Raw genomic sequence first — 24,866 nt, 5'->3', positions numbered from 1 at the left:
CCGGCCACTCCTTCGCCGGCGAACTGGACCGGCGGATCCTGCGGCCGCTGAAGATGCGGGACACGTTGTCGCCGGGCGCCTGGCCGGGGATGCCCAAGCCGTACGCCCACGCCTACTACACCTATGAAGACGCCGGTCAGCGGAAGACGCTCGACGTCACCCACCAGAACCCGTCCTGGATCTCCAGCGCCGGGGACATGATCTCGACGACCAAGGATCTCCAGACGTACTTCTCCGCACTGCAGAGTGGAAAGCTCCTCCCCGCCTGGCTGCTGACCGAGATGCGCAAGACGCACCCGGAGAGCGAAAGCCTCTTCGGCCGCTACGGCCTCGGACAGTTCATGCAGGACCTGGGCCCGGGCTGCGGCACCGTCCTCAGCCACAACGGCAGCAACAACGGCTACGCGGCGCTGATGTACAGCACTCCCGACGGCCGCAAGACGATGACCGCTTCGGTCACGTCCGGAGCCACCGTGAGCGACGCGGCGTTCCCGGCGGCGCTGAACGAACTCCTCAAGACGGTGTTCTGCGGCAAGAACTGAGGGCTACCCGCCATCCGTCTCGTCGTCGACGACCGCCAGCCGGGAGGTGAGGTCGGCACCGGGTCGATGTCCGTGTGATCTTAGGGAGGACACGCGTGACTGGAGGGAGATCACGCGTGTCCAGCCGGAGAACTCGCGTGATTGGACGCGGAACACGTGGCGGGGCCGCCCCGGCCACCTCTCGACCCAGCGCGCCCCTCTGCCGCAAGGGACTCACGCCGCCGTCCGCCTGAGGTTCTAGCCGAGCGCGCCGTAGTTCCGGACGAACGAGGTCAGGAGGCGGGCGAACTCGCGGCGGTCTTCGTCCGGCCAGTCCGCCATCGCCTCGGCGAAGACCGAACGGCGGAATTCGTGCATGCGCGTCACCTCGGCGCGGCCGCTTTCGGTGAGTACCAGGACGGCCCGGCGGCCGTCGCGCTGATCGGCCTCGCGCCGGACGTAACCGCCCTCGACGGCGCGCGCGACCAGGCGGCTGGCTCTCGGCTGGTCGACGGTCAGCGCCGCCGCGAGGCTGGTGACGGTGCCCGGCTCGCCGCTCTCCCCGGCCGCCTCGACCGCGTCCAGCAGTCCTTGCACCGCCTGGTCGGGCATCGATTCGGCGCGGTCGCGGGCGAGTTTCGACAACGAACGCCTCGCCTGGCTCCGCCGGATGGCGATCATCGCGCGTTCCACGTCGGCCACGGCGTCGCTGTTCACCGCAGCAGTATCCCCGCCGGGGAATAAGGCGGAACCGGGCGGCGTCGTCTATCCTGGTAGTTGAAAGTTCAAACACCTGGAGCTGACATGACCCCGGTGCTTTACCTCAGCCACGGCGCGCCCCCGCTCGCCGACGACGCCACCTGGACCCGGCAGCTCGCCGGCTGGTCGGCGGGCCTCGACAAGCCGAAGGCGATCCTCGTCGTCTCCGCGCACTGGGAAGAGGCGCCGCTGACCCTCGGCGCGACCACCACGGTGCCGCTGGTCTACGACTTCTGGGGCTTCCCGGATCGCTACTACCAGGTGAAATACGCCGCTCCGGGCGCTCCCGAGCTGGCGGACAAGGTCCGGAAACTCCTGCGCTCGACGCAGACGCCCGTGCACGACGCGCCGGATCGCGGCCTCGACCACGGCGCGTACGTCCCGCTCGTGGAGATGTACCCGGGCGCCGACATCCCGGTCTTGCAGGTCTCCATGCCGTCGCTGGATCCGCGGGAGCTGTTCGACCTCGGCCGGAAGCTCGCACCCTTGCGCGACGAAGGCGTGCTGATCATCGGCAGCGGCTTCTTCACGCACAACCTGAGCGCGATGCGCCAGACCGACGGCACCGACGGCACACCGCCCGCGTGGTCGAGCGAATTCGACCAGTGGGGCGCCGAGACGCTGCGGGACGGCGACCTCGACGCGCTGCTGGACTTCCAGCACAAGGCGCCCGCGGCCGCCGTCGCACACCCCCGGATCGAGCACTTCGCGCCACTGTTCGTCTCGCTCGGCGCGAGCTCCTCGGAAGGGAAAGGCGAGACCGTCATCGACGGTTATTGGCACGGCCTCGCCAAGCGTTCGCTCCAGTTCGCCTAACGGGACCGGAGCACGCCGGCACCCGCGACCAGGCCGAGTGCCAGCAGCGTGACCAGCCCGAAGGACACCGTCAGCGACGTCAGGTCGGCGATTCCGCCGATCAGCGACGGCGCGACGAGTCCCGACGAGTAGGTGATGGTCGCGACGCCCGCGATCGACTGGCTCGGCGTCGGCCCGCTGCGTCCGGCCGCCGCGAAGGCGAGCGGAACGACGACGGAGACGCCGAGCCCGATCAGCCCGAAACCGGCCAGCGCCATCACGGGATGCGTGGCCAGGACGACCAGCGCCCCGCCCAGCGTCGCGAGACCACCCCCGACCCGGACGGTGCGGACCGCGCCGAACCGTCGCACCAGCGCGTCGCCCGAAAGCCGGGCGATCGCCATCGTGCAGGTGAACGCGGTGGTCGACGCCGCCGCGATCCCGGGCGACGTGCCGAGGACGTCCCGCAGATAGACGGCGGACCAGTCGAGGCTCGCGCCTTCGGCGAAGACAGCACAGAACGCGACGGCACCGATGATCACGGCCGACTTCGGCGGTAGCGCGAACCTCGGCGGCGGGTGCTCGTCCGGCGCGCTGCGGACGTCGATGAGTCCCCGGCAGATGAACACACCGGCGACGGTGAGCACGGCGGACGCGATCGCCAGATGCACGCGGGCGTCCAGCGCGGCATGCGCGGCGAGAGTGCCCGCCGCGGAACCGACGAGCGCGCCCGTGGTCCACATGCCGTGCAGCCCCGACATGACCGACCGGCCCATCTTCTCCTCGACGTCGACGCCGAGGGCGTTCATCAGCACGTCCGACGTCCCGGCCGCGGTCCCCATGACGAACAGCGCCAGGCACAGCGTGACCAGGTTTCCCGCCAAGGACGGCAGGATCAGGGCCAGGGTCCAGTAGGCGAGCAGCAGCCGGAGCCCCGTCCGGGTGCCGAGCCGGTGCCCGATCCGCGCCGCGAGCGGCATGGTCAGCGAGGCACCGATGGCGGGGAAGGCGAGCGCGAGGCCGAGCTGGCCCGCGCTGATCCCCGCGTGTTCCTGGATCCAGGGGATCCGCGTGGCGAAACTGCCGGTCACCGCACCGTGCACGGCGAAGACGGCGGCGATGGCGACGCGCGCCTGCCGCACTCGCCGCGTCGGCGCGCCGACGGTCTCCATTGCATTACTACTCACTGGGCCCCCAAGGTCCGCGAGACAACCCGATGGAGTCAGCGTAAACTATCAGGAAGGGAACCTGATAATTAATTCTGGGAGGATCTGCCGGTGAGTTCCATCCGGATGCCGTCCGCCTCCCCGAGCACCGCGCGGGCCATCAACGACCGTCTCGCCCTCGACCTGCTCCAACGCGAGGGCCCGCTGACCGCGACCCAGCTCAAAACGATGACCGGGCTCTCCCGGCCGACCGTCGCCGACCTCGTCGAGCGCCTGCAGGACGCCGGGCTGATCTCGATCGTCGGCGAAGCGGGCGCCGAACGCCGCGGCCCCAACGCGAAGCTGTACGGGATCGTCGCCGAGCGGGCGTATCTCGCCGGGCTCGACGTCCGCACGCACGGAATGGCCGTTTCGGTCGCCGACCTGCTGGGGCGGACCCGCGCGAAGGCCTCGCTGCCGATCGAACCCGACGTCGACACCGACGTGGCCGTCGAGCGCGCGATCGCGTTGCTGGAGGCCACGACCGCCGAGGCCGGGGCGGACGTGCTGCACACGATCGCCGTCGGCGCTCCCGGTCTGGTCGACCCGGCGACCGGCGGGCTGCGATCGGCGGGCGGATTGCCCGCGTGGCACGGAAAACTCGTCGTCGAACTCCGGCGGCGGCTGGGTGTCCCGGTGCTGCTGGAGAACGAGGTCAACCTCGCGGCCGCCGCCGAGCAACGGCTGGGCGCCGCCCGCGACCGGGACACGTTCGTCCTGCTGTGGCTGGGTTTCGGCGTCGGCGCGGCCGTCGTCCTCGACGGTTCGCTGCGACGGGGCGCGTCCGGCGGCGCGGGGGAGATCGGGTTCCTGCCGATGCTCGGACCCGGGCGGCTCCCGACGGCCACCGACTGCGACGGCGGTTTCCACACTTTGGCGGGCAGCGCCGCACTCTGCGAATTGGCGCGGGCGCACGGCATTCCGGCTTCGGACGCCGACGACGCCACAGCGGCCGCGGCCGCCATCGGCTACGCGATCGAATCCGGCGCCGAAGAGTTCTTGGCGATCCTCGCGGAACGGATCGCGATCGGCTCCGCCGCGGTGTCGGCGGTGCTGGACCCGGGGTGCGTCGTGCTCGGCGGCGAAGTGGGAGGCGCCGGCGGCGAAGCGCTGGCGGGGCGGGTGAGCCGACGGCTCGCGGAGATCTCGCCGCTGCAGACCGAAGTGCGGGCGGGGACCGTCGGCGGCGGCGCGGTGCTCGAAGGTGCGGTACTGACCGCGATGGGAGCCGCCCAGAACGCGCTCTTCTCCCCATAGCGTTTCGTCCTCTGGTTGCGGTAGTTGTACGTGCAAGTACCGCAACCAGAGGACGAAACGCGGGGAAAAGGAAACGGGCCCGGGAGTGACTCCCGGGCCCGTTTCGTATCGAACGGTGGTGCTGGTCAAACGGTGGTGCTAGCCGACTGGCAGGTTCACATGGTGTGGAACTTCTTGCCGGTCAGGGTGCCCACGAAACGCTGGAACATGCTCAGCGGCGACGAGTCGACGTTCGCCAGAGCCGGAACCTGCGCGGTCGGCATGGCCGGGGTGCCGCTCACGACGGGCAGGGTGCCCGCGGTGGGCAGCTGCACCGGCAGCTTGCCGTCGGTGGGGAGTGCCACCGGCAGCGAGCCCGCGGTGGGCAGCTGCACGGGCAGCGAGCCCGCGGTGGGCAGGTTGCCCGCGGTCGGCAGCGCCGGCAGGGCGCCGACGGCCGGCAGGTTCACCGGCAGGTTGCCGGCGGCCGGGAGCTGGGTCAGGGCCGGCAGCTGCGCGAGCTTGGGAGCGTCCGCGCGCTGGGTCTGACCCGGCAGGGCCGGGGCGGCCGGCAGAGCCGGGACACCGGGCAGGGCCGGGGTTCCGGGCAGCTCGGGCAGGTCGCCCTTCGGCAGCTGCGCCGGGACGGTGCCCAGGTGCTTCAGCGCGGTCAGGCCGGCGACCTGCACCGGCAGGGTGCCCACCTGGGGGACGTCGGCGCGGGCGGCACCCGGCGCGGCGATCTCAGGGGTGGTCGGCAGCACGCCGGCACCGTTCATCGACGGAACCGAGGTGGCACCGGGCAGGGCCGGAGCACCGAAGGGCAGCGCGGGGAGCGCGTCGATCGGCATTTCCGAACCGAGCGAGTCGGTGAAGGCGCGGCTGAAGTCCTCACCGTTGATCTCGGTGAGGTCCGTGGTGTTCGACTCCGCGATGGCCAGCACCGGGATCTCGAGGCTGTCCAGCGGGATCACGAAGACGAACGGGTGGTGGAAGTTGAACCCGGAAAGGGCCTCTCCACTGCCGTCCGTGACGCTGTCCCCGCCGACCTGGCCGAGGGTGACGTTGTCCGACGTGGTCTTCGAAACGCCACCGAGCGCCGCGATCGCGTTGCCGAACAGCTTGGCGTCCACCGCGGTCGGGAGGTCGAGGATGTTGCCCGACAGCGATCCGTCGAGGCCCGAGGTCTCGACGTCCCCGCCCGAAGCGGCGTCGATGGTGTCGGTGCCCTCGGCGGACGCGATGCCCGCGACCGAAACCGCGTCGTGCGCGAACGGCACCAGCGGCAGGAGCTGCGGGCCGACGATGTTGCCCGCGACCGCGCCGTTGTCACCGTTGGTGGTGGCGTCGCCGCCCGCCGTCGAAACGACGTCGTTGACGCTGGTGCCCTCGGCGATACCCGCGCCGGCGATGCCGTGGCCCGTGATCGGGACCGCTCCGCCGATCGGCGACTGGACGATGTTGCCCGCCAGCGCGCCTTCTTCACCGTTGGCGGTGGCGTCGCCACCCGCGTTCGAGTCGGTCAGGTTCGATCCGCTGCCCGACGCGATTCCGCCCAGCACCGCGGCGAAGTTGTGCGCCTGGACGGGGAGGGAGACCGGCCCGTAGACCAGGTTGCCCGCACCCGCGCCACCGTCACCGGTCGCGTGGACGTCGCCGCCCGCGTTGGAGGTGGTGTCACCGTTCGAGGCGCCGTGGCCCTGACCGATGAACGCGCCGCCGATCCCGAACGCCTGCACCGGCAGCGAAACCGGCACGGTGCCCAGGTTGGAGCTGAGGAAGCCGTTGTCGTCGTTGGTGTTGCCACCGCCGCCGCCGGAAACGACCTTGGTCTCGTCGGCCGAGCCGGAGCCCTGACCGATGAACGAGCCGCCGATGCCCATGAGCTCGACCGGGGCCGCGACCGGGACCTGGACGACGTTGCCGGAACCGGACGAGTCGTCGCCCGTGGTGCCGTCGTACCCGCCGGCGGTCACGGTCTTCGTCTCGGTCGCCTCGGCGACGGCCTGGCCGATGTGCGAGCCACCGACGCCGTACACCTCGGGGGCCAGCGCCGCCTGGGTGTTGACGATGTTGCCGGCGAGGGTGGAGTCCTCACCGGTGGTGTGGCTGCCGTTGCCGGCGTTCGCGTCGACGGTGTTCTCGCACGACGTGGCGGAGGCGTTGCCGATGTAGGTGCCCGCGATGCAGGTCACCTCGACCGGGGCGGCCAGAGCCGGGTCGACGATGTTGCCGCCACCGGCGGAGCCTTCGCCTTCGGTGCTGACGAAGCCACCGGCGTCGACGGCGCTGGACTGGCTGGTGCCGCCGTCCTTGCCGGTGTTCGCCAGGCCGATCCAGCTGGCGGCCACGCCGCCGACGTTCGCGACGTCCGCGGTCTGCGGCACGATCGCGTTACCCGCGACAGCCGAGTCCTCGCCGGAGGTCTGGACGTAGCTGGGGACGTTGCTCCAGCCGGGCGTGGTGTCGCCGGCCGTCGCGTCCGCGGAGGAGCTGCTGTTGGAGTTCGCGAGCGAACCCCACGCGGCGGCCGCGTTGTCGTTGAACTTCACCGGGAGGGCGATCGGCACCGCGCCGACGTTGCCGCCCAGCGCGCTGTCGTCACCATCGGTCTCGACCCAGCCACCGGAGGTGGCGTCGGTCTCGGCCTCGTAGCCGGAGCTGTTGGCGTTGCCGATGATCCAGGACGCGGCGTTGCCGGTGACCTGGACCGGGGTGGCGAACTGACCGGCCAGCACGTTGCCGGAGAGAGCGGAGCCCTCGCCGTCGGTGGTGATGTTGCCGGTCTCGGTGGTGCTCTGGCTGGCGGAACCGCCGACCACGCGGCCGGTGCCACCGGCGAGCCCGCCGCCGTTGCCGGCGATCTGCACGGGCAGCGCCCAGTCGAGGGACACGACGTTCCCGGCGAGGCTGGAGTCCTCACCGGTGGTCTCGATGTCCTGGTTGTGCGACCAGGTCTGCGAGTGGTCGCCACCCTCGACCTCGGCGTCGCCGATCACGCCGATGGCGTTGTCGACGATCTGGATCGGGACGACGACGTCGCCGACGATCTTGTTGCCCTTGAGGATGTCGTCCGTGGTGGTGAACCCACCCGGCGTCATCCCGCCGCTGATCTGGCGAGCGGAGTCGCGAGAAGCCAGCGGGGCGGGGACGGCGTCCGTGCTGGGAAGGGCGGGAAGCCCTCCGCCGATGCCGTCGGTGCCGCCGCCGGGCGACGAAGCCGAGTCCAGCGCGTCGGAAACCGGCTTGGTGACGGCCTTGGTGCTGACCTCACCCTCGTAGCCGGGGACGTCGATCTGGCCGAGGGGCGTGCCGACGGCGTTGTTGTCGATCTCGATGGGAACGGTGACGTTCGCGTCGAGGGGTGAGGCAGGGATGTCGGGGTTGACGTTTTCCTGCGCCGAGGCGATGCCGGTGCCCAGCATCAACAACCCACCCGTGACCAACGCGGTCTGGAGTCCGCGCTTTGTCCAGGATTGCATGGGGTATTTCTCCTTTATTTCGGGTTCCCTTGCGGGTTCATGGAGGTGCCCTCGAAGAGGTGCACCAGAGGGGGTGGAGCAATGCGGGCGCACAAAGGCGCACCGCCATTTCGCGGGGGATCAGGAGCGGACGCGAGGCCAAGCCCGGAATCGGGAGGCGTGAGGCGCGTCGGCTACCCCGCGGAGGGAGGTGTTCAGTCAGGAGTGACGCCGGGCTGGGAGCCCGGGGTGAGCGGCATGTACCGCGTACCGGCCAGCGCAGTGCCGGCCAGGGAACGCTCGACGGCGGAAGCGACCCAGGCGGGGACGCCGTAGGTCATGCCGTCGAGGTGACCACCGGGGGCGTTGCCGCCGCCGGGGACAGTCGGGATGGACGGCGCGATGGGAAGCGGCGCCGGGGAAAGCGGCAGCGGGAAGTCACCACGGTGACCGCTGCGCGAAGGAACGTCTTCGTCGTGACCGACGGCTCCGTGCTGCTGGACGAAAGCCGGCATCGGGAGAACGGTCTCGGCGGAAGCGGGGAACTGGTTGGAGGCCAGGTGGGCGAAGTCGGTGACCTGGTCGCCGGTGCCGCCGGTTTCCAGCGGGGACTTCGGGTCGACCGGCAAGCCGTTGACCGGAAGCTCCGGCACGAGGTCACCGTGCCCGCGCGGGTCGAGGAGGTCCCAGACCTTGCGGCCGAAGTCCTGCGCCTCGGGCGACGGGGCGAACGTCTCGTCCAGCACCTGGCGGGTGTCCTCGGGCTTGCGCACGATGTGCTCGAAAGCTCCAAGGGTCCGCTTGGCGGGGGTGACCACGGCGTTGTCGGTGAAGTCGGTGACGGCGTCGCTGACGCGCTCGGAGACTTCGTGCTCCTCGGCGCGGACGGCGGAGGAGGTGTTCGTCGTCGGACCACCGATGTGGTCGCGGCTACCGCAGCCCGGACGCGCGGGAACGGTCTTGGTCTCGTCGGGAAGCGACCACGTGGTGGCTTCCTGCTGACGGTGACCGCCGGCGCACATCGCGGCGTTGCCCGCCCCGGCCACGTCACCGGTGAACTTCGACGCGCCACGCGAAACGTCGGTCAGACCGGCCGCGGTGGCATCGGTGACCGGGGTGACGCTCGTTTCGGGGGTCGAGATCACGGGAGCGGAAGGAACGACGTCGGCGGACGCGGCGGAAGCCGATGCATTAGAAGCACCGACGATCCACGCGGCGGCGGAACCGGCGACGGCGCCACCGAAAACGAACAGCGCACGCGAAGCGAGGCGACCGAAGCGCGCCGCGCCCCGCCCCTCGTTCTTCGCCGTGTTCGCCACTCGTTCTCCTAGCCGTTTCGGTGTGCTGGTCGGTGGTGCAGGACTGAGATAAGCAAAGTGCAGATCGCCTTCGCATCCTCGGAGGGACTTGATGGCCCGATAGTGTGAAGCACACTGGGTGTAGTCCGATATGACGATCAGTGATCACGCCTGGCGGGACCTGGTTACTCCTGAGTCGACCCGGGGTCGATGTGTCAAGCGTCGCTTCGGGGGAATCTGACCGGGGCGCGTTGCCCGGAATGCTCAAGAACGCCCGCCGGGACCGATACGGTTGTCCGCGTGAGCGAGCCCCAGCGCAAGCAGCCGGAATACGATCCGGCAAACCCGTTTCTTTCCGAGTCCACAGAAGACGTCACCAACCTGATCCCGCGCGGTCTCCGCATCGGCGCGGCGTTGTCGTGGCGGTTCATCGTGGTGATCGCCGCGCTGTACGTCATCGTGTTCCTGATCGGCTACCTGTCGGTGGTCGTGATCCCGCTGTCGATCGCGCTGCTGCTCGCCGCGCTGCTCGCGCCGGCGGTGTCCAAGCTGATGACGCTGAAGTTCCCGCGAGGGCTGGCCGCCGGGGTAGTGCTGATCGCCGCGCTCGCGGTGCTCGGCGGGTTGCTGACGTTCGTCGTCGCGCAGTTCTCCTCGGGCCTGCCGGAACTGCAGAAGCAGCTGACGGAGAGCCTCAACCAGATCAAGCGATGGCTCATCGACGGCCCGCTGCACCTGCGCCAGGAGCAGATCCAGGAGTTCATCAACCAGGCGATCGGCTTCCTGCAGAACAACCAGGCGTCGATCACCACCACCGCGCTCACCACCGCGGGCACGGTCGGCGAAATCGTCACCGGGTTCATCCTGACACTGTTCATCCTCATCTTCTTCCTCTCCGGCGGCGACCAGATCTGGACGTTCCTCGTCCATGGCGTGCCGTCCAGGGTGCGTGACCGGGTGGACGTCGCCGGGCGGCGCGGGTTCGCGTCGCTGGTCAGTTACGTGCGCGCGACGGCGGCGGTGGCCGTGGTCGACGCGGTCGGCATCGGCATCGGGTTGGCCATCGTCGGTGTGCCGCTGGTGATCCCGTTGTCGACGCTGGTGTTCCTCGGCGCCTTCATCCCGATCATCGGCGCCGTGATCACCGGCTCGGTCGCCGTGCTGATCGCGCTGGTGACGAACGGCGTCGTCGGCGCGCTGATCGTGCTGGCCATCGTCATCGGCGTCATGCAGCTGGAAAGCCACGTGCTGCAGCCGATCCTGCTCGGCCGCGCGGTGAAGCTGCACCCGCTCGCGGTGGTGCTCGCGATCACCATCGGCCTGGTCACCGCCGGGATCGCCGGTGCGCTGCTTTCGGTTCCGCTCCTCGCCGTGCTCAACGCCGGGATCCGGTCGCTGCTGCACGAACAGGATCCGGACCCGGCCGAGGTCGACGTGCTGCGCGATCAAGCCGCACAGCCGAACGACGCCGGGAAAGAACCCTCAACCGAGTCGTGACCGATACCCCGCTCTGGCGCGCCGTCTCCGCGCTCGGTACGCGAGACCCGGCCACACCGCTGTGGCGCGGGGTGATCGTGCTCCGCGTGACGACGCTGCTCTTCGCGCTGGGCTCGTTCATCGTCCACTTAGACGGCTACGCGAACCACTGGCTCGCGTGGGCGGCGTTCGGGGTGATGACGGCCTGGACGGTGGTCAGCAGCCTGCTCTACGCGCGGCCGGCCGGCCGCTGGACGTGGCTGGTGTGCTTCGACCTCGCGCTGACGGTCGTCCTCATGGTCACCTCGGCGTGGATCCTGTCCACCGCCCAGTTCGACGCGAACACGCCGCTGATCACGACGGTGTGGGCGGCCGTCCCGCCCGCGGCCGCCGGGACCCGGTTCGGCGCGCTCGGCGGGGTACTCGCCGGGCTGGTGGTCTCCGTGGTCACCGGGCTGGTGCGGTGGAGGTTCGACGTCGACGTCGCGCGGGACGGCTTCCTGCTGACCGCGAGCGGCTTCGTGATCGGGATGGCCGCGACCATGGCCCGCCGGTCCGCGGACGCGCTGACCAGGGCGTTGCGGATGGAAGCCGCGACGGCCGAACGGGAACGGCTCGCCCGCTCGATCCACGACAGCGTCCTGCAGGTGCTGGCCCGGGTCCGCAAACGCGGCGCCGAGTTCGGCGGGGAGGCCGCCGAACTGGCGAAGCTGGCGGGTGAGCAGGAGATCGCGCTGCGGGCGCTGGTCACCACCGAGCCCACGCGGCCGAGTGCGAACGGGACCACCGATCTCCGGTCGGCGCTGCAACTGCTCGCGACGCCGTCGGTGCAGGTCTCCACCCCCGCGGGCGAGGTCCAGCTGCCCGAGCACGTGACCACGGAACTGGTGTTCGTCGCGCGGGAAGCACTGCTCAACGTCGAAAAGCACGCGGGCGACCAAGCACAGGCCTGGGTGCTGCTGGAAGACCTCGGGACCGAGGTCGTGGTCAGCATCCGCGACGACGGCCCGGGAATCCCGCCCGGTCAGCTGGAACGCGCGGCGGCCGAGGGACATCTAGGTATAGCGGAGTCCATCAAGGGGCGGGTGCGGGATCTGGGCGGCAGCGTCGCCTTGGACACCGCGCCGGGCCAGGGCACGGAATGGGAAGTCAAGGTTCCAGTCGCAGCGAGGGGGAAGCGATGACGGGTGCGCCGCAGGTGTCGGTGATGGTGGTCGACGACCATCCGATGTGGCGCGACGGCGTCGCGCGCGACCTGGCCGAGCACGGTTTCGACGTCCGGGCCACCGCACCGGACGCGCCCGCCGCGGTGCGGATCGCCCGCACGGTGCGGCCGGACGTCGTGCTGATGGACCTGAACCTCGGCGAGACGTCGGGGGTGGACGCGACCCGCGAGATCACCACGGAACTGCCCTCGACGAAGGTGCTGGTGCTCTCGGCGAGCGGTGAACACAGCGACGTCCTCGAGGCGGTCAAGGCCGGGGCGTCGGGCTACCTGGTCAAATCGGCTTCGGCGACCGAACTGGTGGACGCGGTCAAGCGGACGGCCGCGGGGGATCCGGTGTTCACCGCCGGGCTGGCCGGGCTGGTCCTCGGCGAATACCGCCGCATGGCCGACGCCCCGGACGACGGGCCCGCCCCGCCGCGGCTGACCGAACGCGAGACCGACGTGCTGCGCCTGGTCGCGAAGGGGATGACGGCGCGCCAGATCGCCGAGAAGCTGGTGCTCTCGCACCGGACGGTGGAGAACCACGTCCAGTCCACGCTGCGGAAACTCCAGCTGCACAACCGCGTCGAACTCGCCCGCTACGCCATCGAGCACGGGCTCGACGTAGACAGCGAGGAATGAGCTTCAGCCCTCGTCGACAGTCACCACCGGCCGGTTCCGGTCGGCGGGCAACGGCGTCTTGACGATCAGCCACTCCGGCCTGCCGACATGCCAGCTCGCGACGACGTCGGTGGCGACCACCAGGTCGTGATCCTCGGTCCAGTCGATCGCGACCTGCTTGAGCGGGGTCGCGATCGGCATCGACGGCGCCCGGCGCCAGATCAGCGTGTCGAGTTCGAGCACCCAGACGTCGGCGGTCTGCGTACTCGTCCCCGCCCAGGCGGGATCACCGAACACGACGGCGACCTTGTACCCGTCACGGCTCGGCACCACCGGCCCCGGCGAGCCGTTGGCCACCGGCCTCTCGACCATCGTGCGCTGGTTGTTCCGCAGGTCGAGCACGGAGAACTTGGTCAGTTCGGCGAGCAGCAGCCGGTCCTTGGTCACCGCGAGGATGCGGGGGAACTGGTGCACGGCACGGCCGGTGACGGGATCGATCAGCACGTCCTCGGCGGTGGCCGTACCGGAGTTCACCGTGATCAGCAGGCCCTGCGGCACCTCCTGGCGCACCGCCGTCGTGCAGGCCGCCGGCCGGCCGCGGTCGCGTTCGGCACCCATCAGGGAGACGTACTGCAAGCGGCAGAGGTCGTTGCCGTCGTCACGGATCAGCCAGACGCCGCTCTCGTCGGCCGACGGGGCCACACTGCGGGCCTTGCCCAGCTTCCACGGCGGGTTCTTCGGGTCCCCGTAGACGAACACATCCGACGGCTCCAGGCACGACGGCCCGCAGCGGGCGGCCGACAGCAGGACGGGGGACTTGCCGACCCGGAGGAGGTCGTTGACCCGGTCTCCGGCCGGGGCGCCGGGCAAGGGAGTGGAGACGCCGGTCGCGGGATCGAGGATCGAAGGCGGCGACGTCGCCATGACGAGGCGATAACCGGCGAGGTCGACAGGCCTGCCTTCGAGCCGCGACGGCGTCGGAGCTGCGATCTCGGGAGGACTCGACGGCGGTTTCGCCTCGCCGGTACACCCGGTCAGCAGAAGGACCGCCGCCAAGAGAGCGGTTCCAGGGTGAAATGCGGGTCTGTTCAGGGTTTTTCCCCGATCTCGCGCGTGAGATCCGGTTCTACCATTCACAGCATGGGCGAGGAAGAGCAGCCGACGACCGAAACCAAGCCGTTGACCGGGCGCGACATCCGGGTCTCCGACGCGGAACGCGAACACGTCGTCGAAGTGCTGCAGAAGGCGATCGGCCTCGGGATGCTGAACCTCGACGAGTTCACCGAGCGGACCGACCGCGCCCTCGCCTCGAAGAACCGCGGTGAGCTGAACGCGGTGCTCACGGATCTGCCCGGGCTGGTGCACCCCGAAGCGGCGATGGTGCCCCGACAGCAGCAGCAGGACCCTTGGGCGCCGCCGCAACACCAGCAACAGCAGCAGTACTACGGCGCGCCGTCCGGTGAGGTCATGGAGCTCAGGGGCCAGTACTCGGCGTTGCAGCGCAACGGCCACTGGCTGGTACCGCAGTCGCTGGTGGTCCGGAACAAGTACGGGGCCACGAAGCTGGACTTCTCGCAGGCCGACATCCGCCACCCGGTGGTGCATATCGACCTGCACGCCAAATGGGGCCCGGTGGAGATCACCATCCCCGAGAGCGGCGCCGTCGACACCAACTCGATCACCGAGATCAAATTCGGCAGCCTCGACGACCGGACGCAATCGAACGGCCGCCCCGGCACGCCCCGGTTCGTCATCACCGGGCGCGTGCACGGAGGGGCCTTGATCATCAAATACCCGCGTCGGGGCTTCTTCGGCTAGGCGCCTACTGGGCTGATGTGCCGGAGGTGCTTCAGCACGAAGTACACGACTCCGGCCAGCACCAGCGCGGCCAGCCCGGACACCGCGTGCATCCCGCTGGCGAAGGCGTCGGGCGCAGGGACCGCGTCGGCGAGCTGGGCGCGGGTGACGGCGTTGCCCAGCGTCCCGACGGTCGCGATGCCCAGCGCATACCCGAACTCGTTGCCGGTCTGCGAAAGCGAAGCCGCCGAACCGGCCTTCTCCGGCGGCACGGAACCGACGATCAGGTCCGTGCCCAGGGTGACCAGCGGGCCGCCGCACAGGCAGGTGATCGCGAAGGCGATCGACGGGATCACCGGACCGGCTCCGGCGTCGACCTGGGTCAGCAGCAGGAACCCGGCGATCGCGCCGGCCAGCCCGGTGGCGATCAGGGTCGCGGGGCGGAACCGGCGGGCGAGGATCGGGGCGGACAGGAAGCTGACGGTCGAGGCGACCATGCCCGGCAGCAGCGCCAGCGCGGCGCCGACCGGCGAAAGCTCCAGCACGATCTGGAAGAACTGCGCCACGAACAGCATGGTCGTGCCGCCCAGCATGGTGAACGCGCACATCCCGCCCAGCGCCGTCGAAAACGCGCGGCTGCGGAACAGCTTCAGGTCGATCAGCGGGTCTTCGAGGACACGCTGGCGCCGCACGAACACCGCTCCGAAGCCGAGTCCGATCAGCAGCGAGGCCACCGGGATCAGGTGGACGCCTTCACGAGCGAGTTCCTTGATGCCGTAGACCGCGGGCAGGATCGTGACCAGGGACAACGCGACACTCGGCAGATCGAGGCGGCCGGCGTTCTCGTTGCGGAATTCGGGCAGGAACCTGGGTCCGACGACGAGCAGCAGCACCATCGCGGGGACGCCGAGCAGGAAGACCGAGCCCCACCAGAAGTGTTCCAGCATCACGCCGCCGACCATCGGCCCGACGATCGCGCCGACGGTGAAGCAGCCCGCCCAGATGCCGATCGCGAGCGAACGCTGGCGGGCGTCGGTGAACAGGTTGCTGATCAGGGCGAGCGTCGACGGCGCCAGCGTCGCACCGGCGATGCCGAGGATCGCGCGGGCTGCGATCAGCATCAGCGCGCTGGTGGAGAACGCCGCGAGCACCGACGCGAGGCCGAACGCCACCGCGCCGATGAGCAGCAGTTTCCGGCGGCCGATGCGATCGCCGAGGGTGCCCATGGTGACCATGAACCCGGCGATCATGAAGCCGTAGACGTCCATGATCCACAGCTGCTGGGTGCTGTCGGCGCCGAGGCTCTGGGTGAGCTTCGGCAGCGCGAGGATCAGCACGAAGACGTCGAGGGAGACCAGAAAGGCGGGGAGGGCCAGTACGGCCAGCCCGACCCACTCCCGGCGTCCTGCCCGTGTCGGGGTCTCGGTGGTCGTCATGGTCCGGTCCTTCCGTCGCTTCGACTGCTTTCACCAATGCGTCGAAGCGGTGGACCGGATTTCGACATGCCCCCCGATCCGATTTTCCGGATCGGGGGAGCAAGGGACCTTTGCTATCGCTTCGCGGCGGCTTGCCTTGCCGCCGCGGGGGTCGCCGTGGCCAGCGCGGCCTCGGCGAGCGCCTCGCATTCGGTCAGCGTCGTGGCGGCCAGGCTCGCGCCGACCGCGCGCACCGCGGGCGCGTTCATCGAGAGGCTGGTCAGGCCGAGACCGGCCAGGACGAGCGCGAGCCGCGGGTCGGCGGCGGCCTCACCGCAGACACCGGCGGGCTTGCCGGTGTCCTTCGCGGCCTGGCCGATGACCTTGAGCAGGCGCAGCAGCCCGGGCTGCCACGGGTCGTTGAGCTTGGCGACCGCGCCGAGCTGGCGATCCGCGGCGAAGGTGTACTGCGCGAGGTCGTTGGTGCCGACGGAGACGAAGTCGACCGCGTCGAGGATCTCGCGGGCGGTCAGCGCGGCGGCCGGCACCTCGATCATCACGCCCGCACGGGCGATCCCGGCGGCACGCACGCGCTCGGCGAACCAGGCGGCCTCTTCGACGGTGGCGACCATCGGCGCCATGACCGAAACCTCGGCGCCGGAGTCCTGCGCGGCACCCGCGATCGCCTCGAGCTGACGGTCGAGCACCTCGGGCCGGTCGAACGCGACGCGAAGGCCGCGTACGCCGAGCGCCGGGTTGGGCTCGACCTCGGGCGAAAGGAAGGCGAGCGGCTTGTCGGCACCCGCGTCGAGGGTCCGGACGATCACCGGCTTGCCACGGAACGGCGAGAGCACGGCGGTGTAGGCCTTGCGCTGCTCTTCGACGGTCGGTTCGGCGGAGGCGTCGAGGTAGCAGAACTCGGTGCGGAACAGACCGACGCCTTCGGCACCCGCCTCGGCCGCGGCCTGGGCGTCCGTCGCGGAACCGACGTTGCCGAGCACCTTCACCCGGTGGCCGTCGGCGGTCGCGCCGGTGCCGTCCCACTCGATGGCGCCGGCCTTGGCGGCCGTGACCACGGCGGCGTTCGGGTCGGCGACCTCGACGACGCCGGTGTCACCGTCCACCGCAAGCGCTTGCGCGTCGAGGGCGAGCACTCCTCGGACGGCGACGACGGCCGGGATGCCGAGCGCGCGGGCGAGGATCGCGGTGTGGCTGGTGGGGCCGCCCTCTTCGGTGACGAGAGCGAGCACCTGGTCCGGGTTCAGCCCGGCGGTGTCGGCCGGTGCGAGGTCGCGCGCGACCAGAACACTCGGCGACTCCAGATCGGGCACACCCGGAGGCGCGATGCCGAGCAGTTCGGCGACAAGCCTGTCGCGCACGTCTCGGACGTCGCGGGCGCGTTCGGCCATGTACCCACCGGCGGCGATCAGCGCCTCGGCGAATTTCTCGGCCGCCTGGTACACCGCACGAGGAGCCGGCAGATTCTGGGTTTTGACGAGCTGCTCGGCCGAGGAGACCAGCGCCGGGTCGGCCGCCATCGCCGCGGTGGTGATGAGGATCGTCGCGGCCTCGCCGGTCGCGATCTCGGCCAGCTTTTCGAGCCTGGCCGCCACGATCTGCGCGGCCGGGGCGATCCGGGAGGCCTCGGCGGCCGGATCGGCTGGGGCGGGCGTGCTCGCGGGCTCGCCGAGCGGCTCGGCGACCCGGACGACAGGACCGCTCGCGCGGCCGGGACTGACGGCGACCCCGGTCAGTGACTCAGACGGCATGGTCTAGACCATATCTCATAGGGGGCGTGACCTGGCTCATACCGGACAGCACAACACAGAAGAGAGCATCATTCCAGCTCAGCCGCCGTCGGGTACGAAGGCTGGGCGCCCTGGCGCGTCACGGTGATCGCCGCGACCTTCACCGCCTTACGCGCCGCGTCGGCCAGTTCCTCGCCCTTCGCGAGCGAAGCAGCGAGCGCGCCCGCGAACGCGTCACCAGCACCCGTGGTGTCGATGGCCTCGACCTTCGGCGACGACACCTCGGTGACCCCGTCCGAGGTCACCACTGCCGCACCCTTCGCGCCCAGCGTCACGACAGCGGCCTTCGGGCCGAGATCGAGCAACTGGGAGAACTCGGCGTCGTCGCCAAGAAGGAAGGCCGCTTCGTGCTCGTTGACCAGGAGAACGTCGAGCCACTGAAGCGTCTTCTTCGAAAGCTCGGCCGCAGGCGAAAGATTCAGCAGCGTTCGAACCCCGGCCTCGGCCGCCTTCGCCACCGCGTGTTCAACCGTCTCGAGTGGAATCTCCAGCGACAGCACCACGATTTCGGCGCCGTCGAGGTCGATGTCCTCGGGACGCAGACTGGAATTGGCGCCCGGCGAGACGAGAATCGAGTTCTCGCCGTCGGGAGTGACGGTGATGTACGCGATGCCAGTGGGCCGCTCGCTCGTGCGCAGCGTCGCCGTGCCGACACCGGACTCGGTCAGCGACCGTTTCAACAGCTCGCCGTAGGGGTCGTCGCCGACCGCGCCGAGCAGGGCGACGTCGGCCCCGAGCCGCGCCGCGGCGACCGCGGTGTTGGCTCCTTTGCCACCCGGCGACAAGACCGTGTCGCCACCGAGTACGGTTTCGCCACCACCAGGCCTCCGGTCGACCGGGACGACCAGATCAGCGTTGGCGGAGCCGATGACCAGTACCTGAGAAGTCATGGAGGAGACCATGCCATGACCGGAAGTTGTCCGGTCATCTCCCTTCCCAGGGCGAAGATGTGAAGAACTTTGTAACTTTCCTGGCGCGTAGTGCGACAATCATGCGAGCAGCGGAACGCCGTCACTCTTTCGGGGGATAACCTTCCCCCGGACGTCACTTCGGCGATCGTGCCCGCTCTTCAGGTGCGTTGCCGCGTTCACGCGGTGACGTTGCCCCAACCCGGCGAAAGCCGGTGCAGGGCATCGGGTCGCCGGCGTCGATCACGTAGCCCCCCGAGTGATCGGCGTCGGCGGCGCCCGGTTCGTCGCGTCTTGCCTCGTGAGCGGTAATGACGGTTAGAACCATCATTACCGCTCACGAGGCTTGAAACCGACCCATAGGTTCGCCAGACCACCTCTTCGTGCGGCAACGGGCGATCAGACCGTTTCCCGGAACTCCACACGTTCGGACTTCCGCATGCTGGTCTCGAACTCGCGCCGCGCATTCACCGTGAACGGTCTCGCCAACCGGTACCAGCCGCCACTGAGACTCTCGGACTCGTCGTCGTACGGGTTCTGCCTGGTCAACTTGGCAAGACGCGGATGCCGAAGCGGGAACATGTCCGAGCCGGGCAGGAAGTCCAGGTACGTGGAGCCATGGTCCACTCCCCACCGGACGGCTTCGATCTCATGCCACCACGCCCCTACGAAGGTGCCGTACGTCCGGAAATAGAAACCTCGAGGCCCAAGCTCAAGCACGACCTTTTGTTTCTTCTCGTGCGTCGCGCCTTCCATCCCTTCGACCAAGATGGTCACTACAAAGAGCGCGAAGAGCACCGCTAACGCGTACACGCGCATCGCAGTGCCAGCCGTGGTCGCGACGATTACCAGGCCACACACTTCGATCATCAGACACGAAAACCGAAAGGCCCACATCTTGCGCTTGTCCCAGCCGTTGACATGAATCTTCACCACATCGTCCACGACGTCGAGTGCTGCCTCGCGGGCGGAGGTCACCACCGGTTCGTCCGGAACCGTCGGCACAGCAGTGTTGTCATCCTCGATCGCTACATCGACGTGCCTGACGAGAAGAGGCAACATCTGCTCGGCGTCACGAGGCCTGAGAGCGATGTCCGATACCTGGAGATCGCCGTCAGGTTCTCGGGCCAATCCTGCGGCTTGGGCATCGAAACTCGCCCCAGGGCGAAGCACCAGCGTGAACTGATCCGAGCCACGGTTCAGACGGGAGTACTCACGGAACTTGAGGCTCAAGAAGACCTTCTCGATGTCCTCCCACCGCGCGATCCATGCCACCACACCACCCGTGATGCGAGTGATTCCGGTCACCTCGAAAATCAGCTCATCAGAAGGAGGAGGGGTGCGGAAGTTGCGTAACTCGATGGTTGCGCAATAGATGAACACCGCGCAGAGAACCCCGCCGACGATACGGACCGCCAGCTGGTAGTCGCCGAACATCGCGAAGGCCATGACCACGGTCAATGTGCCGAACAGAACGACCAGCACCAGGTGACCGATGACCCCTGGCGTTCGCGAGATCACCAGCCGATCGTCGGCCATCAAGGTTCCTCTCAGGGCTGACGATCCATCAGGTCTCAAGAACAAGGTCGTGCCCAGCCGCACGCAGAACCCGCTTCACTGCAGGCCTGCCGACCTTGTCGACAAGCTGATACTCGTCGCCCGCGCGAGGACGTACGTGCAGGGCGTAGTACCACCTGCCATTGCCGGGAGTCGACGGCTTCACGACGATGCCGTCGATGCTCGCGAGGTCGACGAAGACCTCGTTCTTCCCGGTTTCGCGCCAGGCCAGGGAATCACCGCGAACCACGAAAGTTCCGCGCCGGCCCCGATACACGGACACGGCGAGGTAGACCACCATCAGCGCGGAGATGATGAACAGATTCATGGACGTCCCGCCCGATGCGCCGATGGACAAGGACCAGATCACCAGAACGCAGGCCGTCAGCATCAGCAAGACACGGAACGCCGATGGCCGGCTTGAGGAAACCCGAGTGTCTACCTGAGTGGTTGTCCCGGCCTTCCGCCTCAGCCTGACAACCGTGCTCTTGACCGGCCTGAGCAAGCCGAGCCCGCCTCTGGTGACTTCGCGAGTCGGCCATCTCGTCAGCCCTGGCTTGAAGTTCTCGACCACTGCGGACAAGTGCTCTGCTTCTTGAAGCGGCAGGAAAGGAGTGAGGAGATATCCGTGTTCGGAAGGAGCACGGAACGGTTCGGCCAGGCCGTCAGCCGCCTCTTCGTTCACCACGGCGAGATGGACCTCGACCAAGGCATCCGACCGCTCCACGAAGACGAAGCGTTCGATCTTCGACCAGTGGATCCGACGCGGTGAGCCGTCTCGTGCGGTCTGCACGAAACCTCGAGAGGTCAACCGCGCAGGAATGTTCGTTGCCCCGTGCGCAGTCCGGACCCTTCGGCGCGCCGAAGGGATCGCCTTGAGCATCCAGGCTCCCAACAGCGCGAACGGAAGCGCGACAACGTAAACAGGCCAGTTTCCCGGCATCAACCGGAACGCGGCGATGGCCATCGCCCCGGCCAACCCAAGGAAGGCGAGGGCTGCGGCAGTGAGGACGGCGAAAGCCGCGAACATGCCGGGACGGTTTCCGCCTTCAGGAACCGGCAGTTTCAGGTCGACCGGCAGGTCGACCGACCTCATGGCAGCCTGGGAGCTTCTTGTTTCCCGCCTCATCAATGGAACAAACCAGCTGAGGACGGTCTTGTAGCCGATGACGTAACCGATCGCCCCGAGGAGTGCGATCGCCATGGGGACGATAGGGCGCATGAAAAGATAGGGGTGCGCGACGTTTCGTTGCCACTCACGATCGGCATACTTGACGAGCACTGTTTTTCCATTGTCCGCAGGCGTTAGCTCGTCAGAACTAAACTCGATCAGCCGTGTCCGGTCTCCCGCACTCGGCTTGACCTCAGCAGCGCATTCCCAGTAGTAGCCGGCGCCGAAGCCGGAAAGCGGTCCATGCCGCTCGCACTCGGTGACAGTCGCACTGGCCTCTGCACCGACCGAGTCATAGCCGTCTGTGGTGATGGGAGCACCGGACAACCGGAGCAGCGTCATCACGCCGATCACGACCAAGACGAGCAGGAACCAAGCCGCAGCACAGGCGACAAGGGGTCTGGCGGCTACCTTCATGTTGCCTCCGCGGCGACCGTCCATGCGGTGATGCCCTTGGGGGTCTTCCTGAAAGGAGACTCGGTCAATGGTCAAGTCAGCCACCCTGCGCGGTTGCCGGATCGGGCACAACACTGCCGGCGAAGTCGGATCGTGACGTCAGCGTCTCGGCCAGACGCGACGCCGCAGCAGTCGTGACCTTCTCTGCGAGAACTGACTGGGCGCCGTCACGGCGTACCGAAACCTTGACGTACTTCCGGCCGTGCTCGGGTCGAAGACTTTCCAACCGGATCTGCTGGATGCTCTCGAGGAGAACATCGACCGGCGGGATTTCGCGCGGTATGACATGTCTCGCTGGCCTGTCCCGCTCGAACCAGGTCAGAGAATCTTCGTCCAACTCGAACACGCCGGGAGTTCCGCGGAATCGAGTCTTGTGAAGCATGACTCCCCAGGAAATGGCCACAAGCGTAATGCCCGGCGACAGCCACAGGGGGATGGAATCGGCGAACTGACGAAGGGCGAACAGCAGGACGATCAGGGCGTAAAGCCCAGCGAAGCCAAGGATTCTTGCCCCTGGCATCCGCCCAGCTCGAATCCTGACCGGCTCATCTGGTCGCGTGACGTCGGCTACCGCCTCACTTGCTGCGGTCGCTCCGTCCTTCCATCGGACCAAACGCGGGCCGGAATTCTTGCCGGGCCCGAAACCACTGCGTGCGAGTTCGCGCGAGCGCCAGTGCGCCAAGCCAGGACAGAAACCTTCGATCGCCTCCGACGCCAGCTCTGCCTGTTCCCTCGTGATCTCCGGGGTCAGCAGAACTCCGTGCTTCGAGGGACGTCTGTACTCCTTGAGGAGCTTCTCCTTTGAGGCGTCGTCGACCAACGTCAGATGTGCGCTGATCCGACCGGGCCGTCCACGGTCGTCGAATACGACCGAACGGAGGGCTTCCCATGGCAGAGTCGACTCTTCTGAATCGCTGCTCTGCTTGATCCCTGCTTCTGTGAGCTCGATCGTTCGAATGTCGCCCGGCCTCTCTGGCGCGAATGCCCACCAACCAGCGGCGATCAGAGATACCAGTCCGAACAGGATGATCGTCGAGGCTGCCGCACCACCCCATACGTCAGCGCTCAGCTGTGCGTTGATGTAGAGCATCCAACCGCCGACCGCAAGCAAGAACACGCCGCTGAGCCCGAGCACCGCAGTAAGTATCGGAGTACGGCGCTTCGAGGTTCCAGGCGTCATGAATTCGACTGAAGTCCAACTTTTCGGCGCATCGCTGTTCGCTGCCTCGTCGCTTGCCGGTTTTCGGCGGAACTGAGCGATGAGCAGGAGAACCAGCCCGAGAAGGGGAACCAGAGCGGCGAGCGCGACAATGAAGTCGACCGCCACGATCGCCAGACCGGCGACATGCAGAAGGCGATAAGGATGGCTGACGTCACGTCTCCAGCTGTCGCCGCTTCGCTGGACTCCGACTCTTTCCGCCGCATCTGCCGGAGTCAGCTCGTCGGGATCGAATTTGACCGTGCCGACCGAGTGCCCGTTCACAGCGACCTCAGCGTCGCACTCCCAAAAATAACCGAACCCTTCAGAAGAAACCGGCCCGCGCCGATCGCAGGACTTGATCACCGCCGAACTCTCGCCAACCCGGGTCGGCCCGATGTTGACCTCCGGAGCACCCGCCAGCCGGAACATCGTGAGGCACACGCCAAAGAGCACGACGGCGACGAGCGGAAGCACCACTGCCGCGACCAACCACGCCCCAGCCCCGATGACTTCCTTCTTGATCCCGATCGCCACTAGAGGGAGCCTGAGATCCGTCGCCCGCCAGGCCGATCGAAGACCGGCTCTACCTTGGCTTCCCTGCCCGCGGGGTCACCGGTGTCGGCGCGCTTGCCGACGACACCGGCGTCCTTCGGGTCGATCGTGGTGTTCGTCCGGTCACGGCGCTTGTCGAGATCACTTTCGTTGTTCTCGCTTGACACACCAAGATCGAGAAGCCCCTTCACCGACTCCTTGACGACCGCGCCGCCAAGGCCCGGGAGGACATCTTTGGCAACATGCCCGAGATCCTTACCGACATTCGCGGCGTACCCCCCGATCGCCTTGCCCGCCGCCTTCGCATACTTGCCGAAGTTCTTCGCCAGCCCCTGCAACAGCTCACCCAATTGGCCGAGAATCTGTTTTGCGTTGCTGAACGCCTTCATGAGCCGCTTGACCTGCCCCATGGCCTTCGTCGCCTGCCGGACCGCGAAGGGAACACCTTCACCGGCCAGCGCACCCGGGTATCCAGGAGGCGGGTAGCGAAGGAGAATGAAGATAATCTTGGCGAGCGTATCCGTGATGAGGTCGCGGATCAGGGTGCGCACGACGTCGAGGATCATCTTGCAGATCTCGACCACGGATCCTGCGCTGGCCGCAGCATCGGAAAGCGCTCGATAGCTGTCGAGCTGTTCCTGAACGTACTGGCGATAGGCGTCGGCGGCCGGGCCTTCCCAGGACATGCAGTTCTTGCGAACCTCGTCCGTCAGCTCCTCCGCCATCTTCTGGACCTCTTTGCTGATGGCGGTCCACTTCTGCGCTTCGAGGTCCAGCGCGTCCTGATCCCCGGTCACATAGTCGAGGGGGTCCTTGAGAAAGTCGACATGTTCGATGACCCAGCCGAATCCCCAGCTCAGCAACGACTCGAAGGGGTTTCCGCCCGCTGCGATCATCCCGACATCGACACCTGCACTGCCGAGACTCAGCAGCCCTTCGGTCCAGTCACCCTGGACCAGCTTTTCGATACCGCCGGCGAGGTCCTGGATCGCCCCGGCGCCTTCAAGGGCGCTGTCTACTTTGTTCTTTTCGGAATCTGTTTCCTTCTTGGCATCGTCGAGGATCTGGTTCGAACCGTCAGCCATGACGCACCTCCCCGGCCCGGTTGACCAGGGCCACCGCAGTTTCCTCGTCGACCCTTCGAGCTTGCGCCCAGCTACGTACGGCATCCACGTGATAGTTCCCGGCTTCAACGGCCAGTCTCAGTGCCTCGGCCGCCTTGTCGGCGGTGTTGTTGCACCACGCGTCCAGCTGGACCAGGTCCCCGATGAGACCGAAGTCTTCGGACTTGATCCGGCTGCTTCGGTCTGCCTCCAATGCGGTCTGAAGCAGTTCCAAGGTCTTCTCGACCTGTTTGGCGTGACTGTCGATCTGGACCGGATCGACGTCGAAGCCCTGATCTCCCGGCATGTGAATCCCTCC

The 24,866-nt window shown here is 68.1% G+C and carries 20 protein-coding genes; 7 read left to right on the top strand and 13 right to left on the bottom strand.

Annotated elements, in window-relative coordinates; genetic code table 11:
* A partial coding sequence (locus tag ACLJRL_RS38505; RefSeq protein WP_410661327.1) for a serine hydrolase occupies positions 1-542 on the top strand: 542 nt, incomplete at its 5' end.
* Between the two features lie 237 nt (positions 543-779).
* On the opposite strand, the gene ACLJRL_RS38500 is transcribed toward ACLJRL_RS38505, so the two are convergent.
* Entirely contained in the window at positions 780-1,202 is a 423-nt protein-coding gene (locus tag ACLJRL_RS38500) for a MarR family winged helix-turn-helix transcriptional regulator (protein WP_410661335.1), read from the bottom strand.
* Positions 1,203-1,325: 123 nt separating this feature from the next.
* Here ACLJRL_RS38500 and ACLJRL_RS38495 point away from each other — a divergent pair, with 123 nt between their 5' ends.
* Positions 1,326-2,096 carry a dioxygenase gene (locus tag ACLJRL_RS38495; RefSeq protein WP_410661326.1) on the top strand — a complete coding sequence of 257 codons (771 nt, stop codon included), beginning with the start codon at positions 1,326-1,328 and terminating at the stop codon, positions 2,094-2,096.
* On the opposite strand, the gene ACLJRL_RS38490 is transcribed toward ACLJRL_RS38495, so the two are convergent.
* Positions 2,093-3,247 (bottom strand): MFS transporter, encoded by a 1,155-nt coding sequence (locus ACLJRL_RS38490; protein ID WP_410661325.1) that lies wholly within the window; start codon positions 3,245-3,247, stop codon positions 2,093-2,095. The two genes, ACLJRL_RS38495 and ACLJRL_RS38490, sit on opposite strands and share 4 nt — an antisense overlap.
* A 105-nt stretch (positions 3,248-3,352) precedes the next feature.
* Here ACLJRL_RS38490 and ACLJRL_RS38485 point away from each other — a divergent pair, with 105 nt between their 5' ends.
* Entirely contained in the window at positions 3,353-4,537 is a 1,185-nt protein-coding gene (locus tag ACLJRL_RS38485) for an ROK family transcriptional regulator (RefSeq protein ID WP_410661324.1), read from the top strand.
* A 155-nt stretch (positions 4,538-4,692) separates the two neighbouring features.
* Here the strand turns inward: ACLJRL_RS38485 and ACLJRL_RS38480 are convergent, their stop codons facing one another.
* Together ACLJRL_RS38480 and ACLJRL_RS38475 are read right to left on the bottom strand one after the other, a co-directional pair.
* Positions 4,693-7,998: a PE-PGRS family protein gene (locus ACLJRL_RS38480; protein WP_410661323.1), complete on the bottom strand. Its 3,306-nt coding sequence runs from the start codon at positions 7,996-7,998 to the stop codon at positions 4,693-4,695.
* Between the two features lie 194 nt (positions 7,999-8,192).
* Positions 8,193-9,296 carry a hypothetical protein gene (locus ACLJRL_RS38475; RefSeq protein WP_410661322.1) on the bottom strand — a complete coding sequence of 368 codons (1,104 nt, stop codon included), beginning with the start codon at positions 9,294-9,296 and terminating at the stop codon, positions 8,193-8,195.
* 279 nt (positions 9,297-9,575) lie between these two features.
* Here ACLJRL_RS38475 and ACLJRL_RS38470 point away from each other — a divergent pair, with 279 nt between their 5' ends.
* The 3 genes from ACLJRL_RS38470 to ACLJRL_RS38460 are packed head-to-tail and all read left to right on the top strand — an operon-like array spanning position 9,576 to position 12,600.
* Complete coding sequence (locus tag ACLJRL_RS38470; RefSeq protein ID WP_410661321.1) at positions 9,576-10,772, top strand: AI-2E family transporter; 1,197 nt, start codon at positions 9,576-9,578, stop codon at positions 10,770-10,772.
* Positions 10,769-11,935 (top strand): MacS family sensor histidine kinase, encoded by a 1,167-nt coding sequence (gene macS / locus ACLJRL_RS38465; protein WP_410661320.1) that lies wholly within the window; start codon positions 10,769-10,771, stop codon positions 11,933-11,935. Before ACLJRL_RS38470 ends, macS begins: the two co-directional genes overlap by 4 nt.
* Entirely contained in the window at positions 11,932-12,600 is a 669-nt protein-coding gene (locus ACLJRL_RS38460) for a response regulator (protein ID WP_410661319.1), read from the top strand. Before macS ends, ACLJRL_RS38460 begins: the two co-directional genes overlap by 4 nt.
* Before the next feature lie 3 nt (positions 12,601-12,603).
* On the opposite strand, the gene ACLJRL_RS38455 is transcribed toward ACLJRL_RS38460, so the two are convergent.
* Positions 12,604-13,635, bottom strand: coding sequence for a hypothetical protein (locus ACLJRL_RS38455; protein WP_410661318.1), 1,032 nt, complete (start codon positions 13,633-13,635; stop codon positions 12,604-12,606).
* 84 nt (positions 13,636-13,719) lie between these two features.
* On the opposite strand from ACLJRL_RS38455, the gene ACLJRL_RS38450 reads away from it, so the two are divergent.
* Entirely contained in the window at positions 13,720-14,397 is a 678-nt protein-coding gene (locus tag ACLJRL_RS38450) for a DUF1707 domain-containing protein (protein ID WP_410661317.1), read from the top strand.
* Here ACLJRL_RS38450 and ACLJRL_RS38445 read toward each other — a convergent pair.
* The 8 genes from ACLJRL_RS38445 to ACLJRL_RS38410 all read right to left on the bottom strand — a co-directional run bounded on the left by ACLJRL_RS38445 (position 14,394) and on the right by ACLJRL_RS38410 (position 24,854).
* The gene (locus tag ACLJRL_RS38445; protein WP_410661316.1) at positions 14,394-15,812 is read right to left on the bottom strand and encodes an MFS transporter; all 1,419 of its coding nucleotides are present in this window, start codon (positions 15,810-15,812) and stop codon (positions 14,394-14,396) included. The two genes, ACLJRL_RS38450 and ACLJRL_RS38445, sit on opposite strands and share 4 nt — an antisense overlap.
* A 113-nt stretch (positions 15,813-15,925) precedes the next feature.
* The gene (gene ptsP / locus ACLJRL_RS38440) at positions 15,926-17,560 is read right to left on the bottom strand and encodes a phosphoenolpyruvate--protein phosphotransferase (protein WP_410661315.1); all 1,635 of its coding nucleotides are present in this window, start codon (positions 17,558-17,560) and stop codon (positions 15,926-15,928) included.
* Positions 17,561-17,628: 68 nt separating this feature from the next.
* Positions 17,629-18,489, bottom strand: coding sequence for a ribokinase (locus ACLJRL_RS38435; RefSeq protein WP_410661314.1), 861 nt, complete (start codon positions 18,487-18,489; stop codon positions 17,629-17,631).
* 417 nt (positions 18,490-18,906) lie between these two features.
* Positions 18,907-20,046 carry a hypothetical protein gene (locus ACLJRL_RS38430; RefSeq protein WP_410661313.1) on the bottom strand — a complete coding sequence of 380 codons (1,140 nt, stop codon included), beginning with the start codon at positions 20,044-20,046 and terminating at the stop codon, positions 18,907-18,909.
* A 28-nt stretch (positions 20,047-20,074) separates the two neighbouring features.
* A complete protein-coding gene (locus tag ACLJRL_RS38425; protein WP_410661312.1) occupies positions 20,075-21,652 on the bottom strand; it encodes a DUF6346 domain-containing protein in 1,578 nt (525 codons plus the stop codon).
* Between the two features lie 76 nt (positions 21,653-21,728).
* Positions 21,729-23,426 (bottom strand): DUF6346 domain-containing protein, encoded by a 1,698-nt coding sequence (locus ACLJRL_RS38420; RefSeq protein WP_410661311.1) that lies wholly within the window; start codon positions 23,424-23,426, stop codon positions 21,729-21,731.
* Positions 23,426-24,529, bottom strand: coding sequence for a WXG100 family type VII secretion target (locus ACLJRL_RS38415; protein ID WP_410661310.1), 1,104 nt, complete (start codon positions 24,527-24,529; stop codon positions 23,426-23,428). The genes ACLJRL_RS38420 and ACLJRL_RS38415 overlap by 1 nt, the downstream gene beginning before the upstream one ends.
* The gene (locus tag ACLJRL_RS38410) at positions 24,522-24,854 is read right to left on the bottom strand and encodes a hypothetical protein (RefSeq protein WP_410661309.1); all 333 of its coding nucleotides are present in this window, start codon (positions 24,852-24,854) and stop codon (positions 24,522-24,524) included. The genes ACLJRL_RS38415 and ACLJRL_RS38410 overlap by 8 nt, the downstream gene beginning before the upstream one ends.
* Positions 24,855-24,866 lie beyond the last annotated feature (12 nt).

The organism is Amycolatopsis sp. lyj-112 (genome assembly GCF_046549055.1).
In the GTDB taxonomy this organism is placed as follows: Bacteria; Actinomycetota; Actinomycetes; order Mycobacteriales; family Pseudonocardiaceae; genus Amycolatopsis.
Note: the sequence above shows the minus strand (reverse complement) of the source record. Positions and strands in the feature narration are given on the sequence as shown.

What these genes read in the sequence shown, in the direction of transcription:
- ACLJRL_RS38500 (WP_410661335.1), bottom strand. Translation starts at nt 1,202, where the DNA reads ATGATCGCCATCCGGCGGAGCCAGGCGAGGCGTTCGTTGTCGAAACTC.
- ACLJRL_RS38495 (WP_410661326.1), top strand. Translation starts at nt 1,326, where the DNA reads ATGACCCCGGTGCTTTACCTCAGCCACGGCGCGCCCCCGCTCGCCGAC.
- ACLJRL_RS38490 (WP_410661325.1), bottom strand. Translation starts at nt 3,247, where the DNA reads ATGGAGACCGTCGGCGCGCCGACGCGGCGAGTGCGGCAGGCGCGCGTC.
- ACLJRL_RS38480 (WP_410661323.1), bottom strand. Translation starts at nt 7,998, where the DNA reads ATGCAATCCTGGACAAAGCGCGGACTCCAGACCGCGTTGGTCACGGGT.
- ACLJRL_RS38460 (WP_410661319.1), top strand. Translation starts at nt 11,932, where the DNA reads ATGACGGGTGCGCCGCAGGTGTCGGTGATGGTGGTCGACGACCATCCG.
- ACLJRL_RS38450 (WP_410661317.1), top strand. Translation starts at nt 13,720, where the DNA reads ATGGGCGAGGAAGAGCAGCCGACGACCGAAACCAAGCCGTTGACCGGG.
- ACLJRL_RS38445 (WP_410661316.1), bottom strand. Translation starts at nt 15,812, where the DNA reads ATGACGACCACCGAGACCCCGACACGGGCAGGACGCCGGGAGTGGGTC.
- ptsP (WP_410661315.1), bottom strand. Translation starts at nt 17,560, where the DNA reads ATGCCGTCTGAGTCACTGACCGGGGTCGCCGTCAGTCCCGGCCGCGCG.
- ACLJRL_RS38435 (WP_410661314.1), bottom strand. Translation starts at nt 18,489, where the DNA reads ATGACTTCTCAGGTACTGGTCATCGGCTCCGCCAACGCTGATCTGGTC.
- ACLJRL_RS38430 (WP_410661313.1), bottom strand. Translation starts at nt 20,046, where the DNA reads ATGGCCGACGATCGGCTGGTGATCTCGCGAACGCCAGGGGTCATCGGT.
- ACLJRL_RS38425 (WP_410661312.1), bottom strand. Translation starts at nt 21,652, where the DNA reads ATGAAGGTAGCCGCCAGACCCCTTGTCGCCTGTGCTGCGGCTTGGTTC.
- ACLJRL_RS38415 (WP_410661310.1), bottom strand. Translation starts at nt 24,529, where the DNA reads ATGGCTGACGGTTCGAACCAGATCCTCGACGATGCCAAGAAGGAAACA.
- ACLJRL_RS38410 (WP_410661309.1), bottom strand. Translation starts at nt 24,854, where the DNA reads ATGCCGGGAGATCAGGGCTTCGACGTCGATCCGGTCCAGATCGACAGT.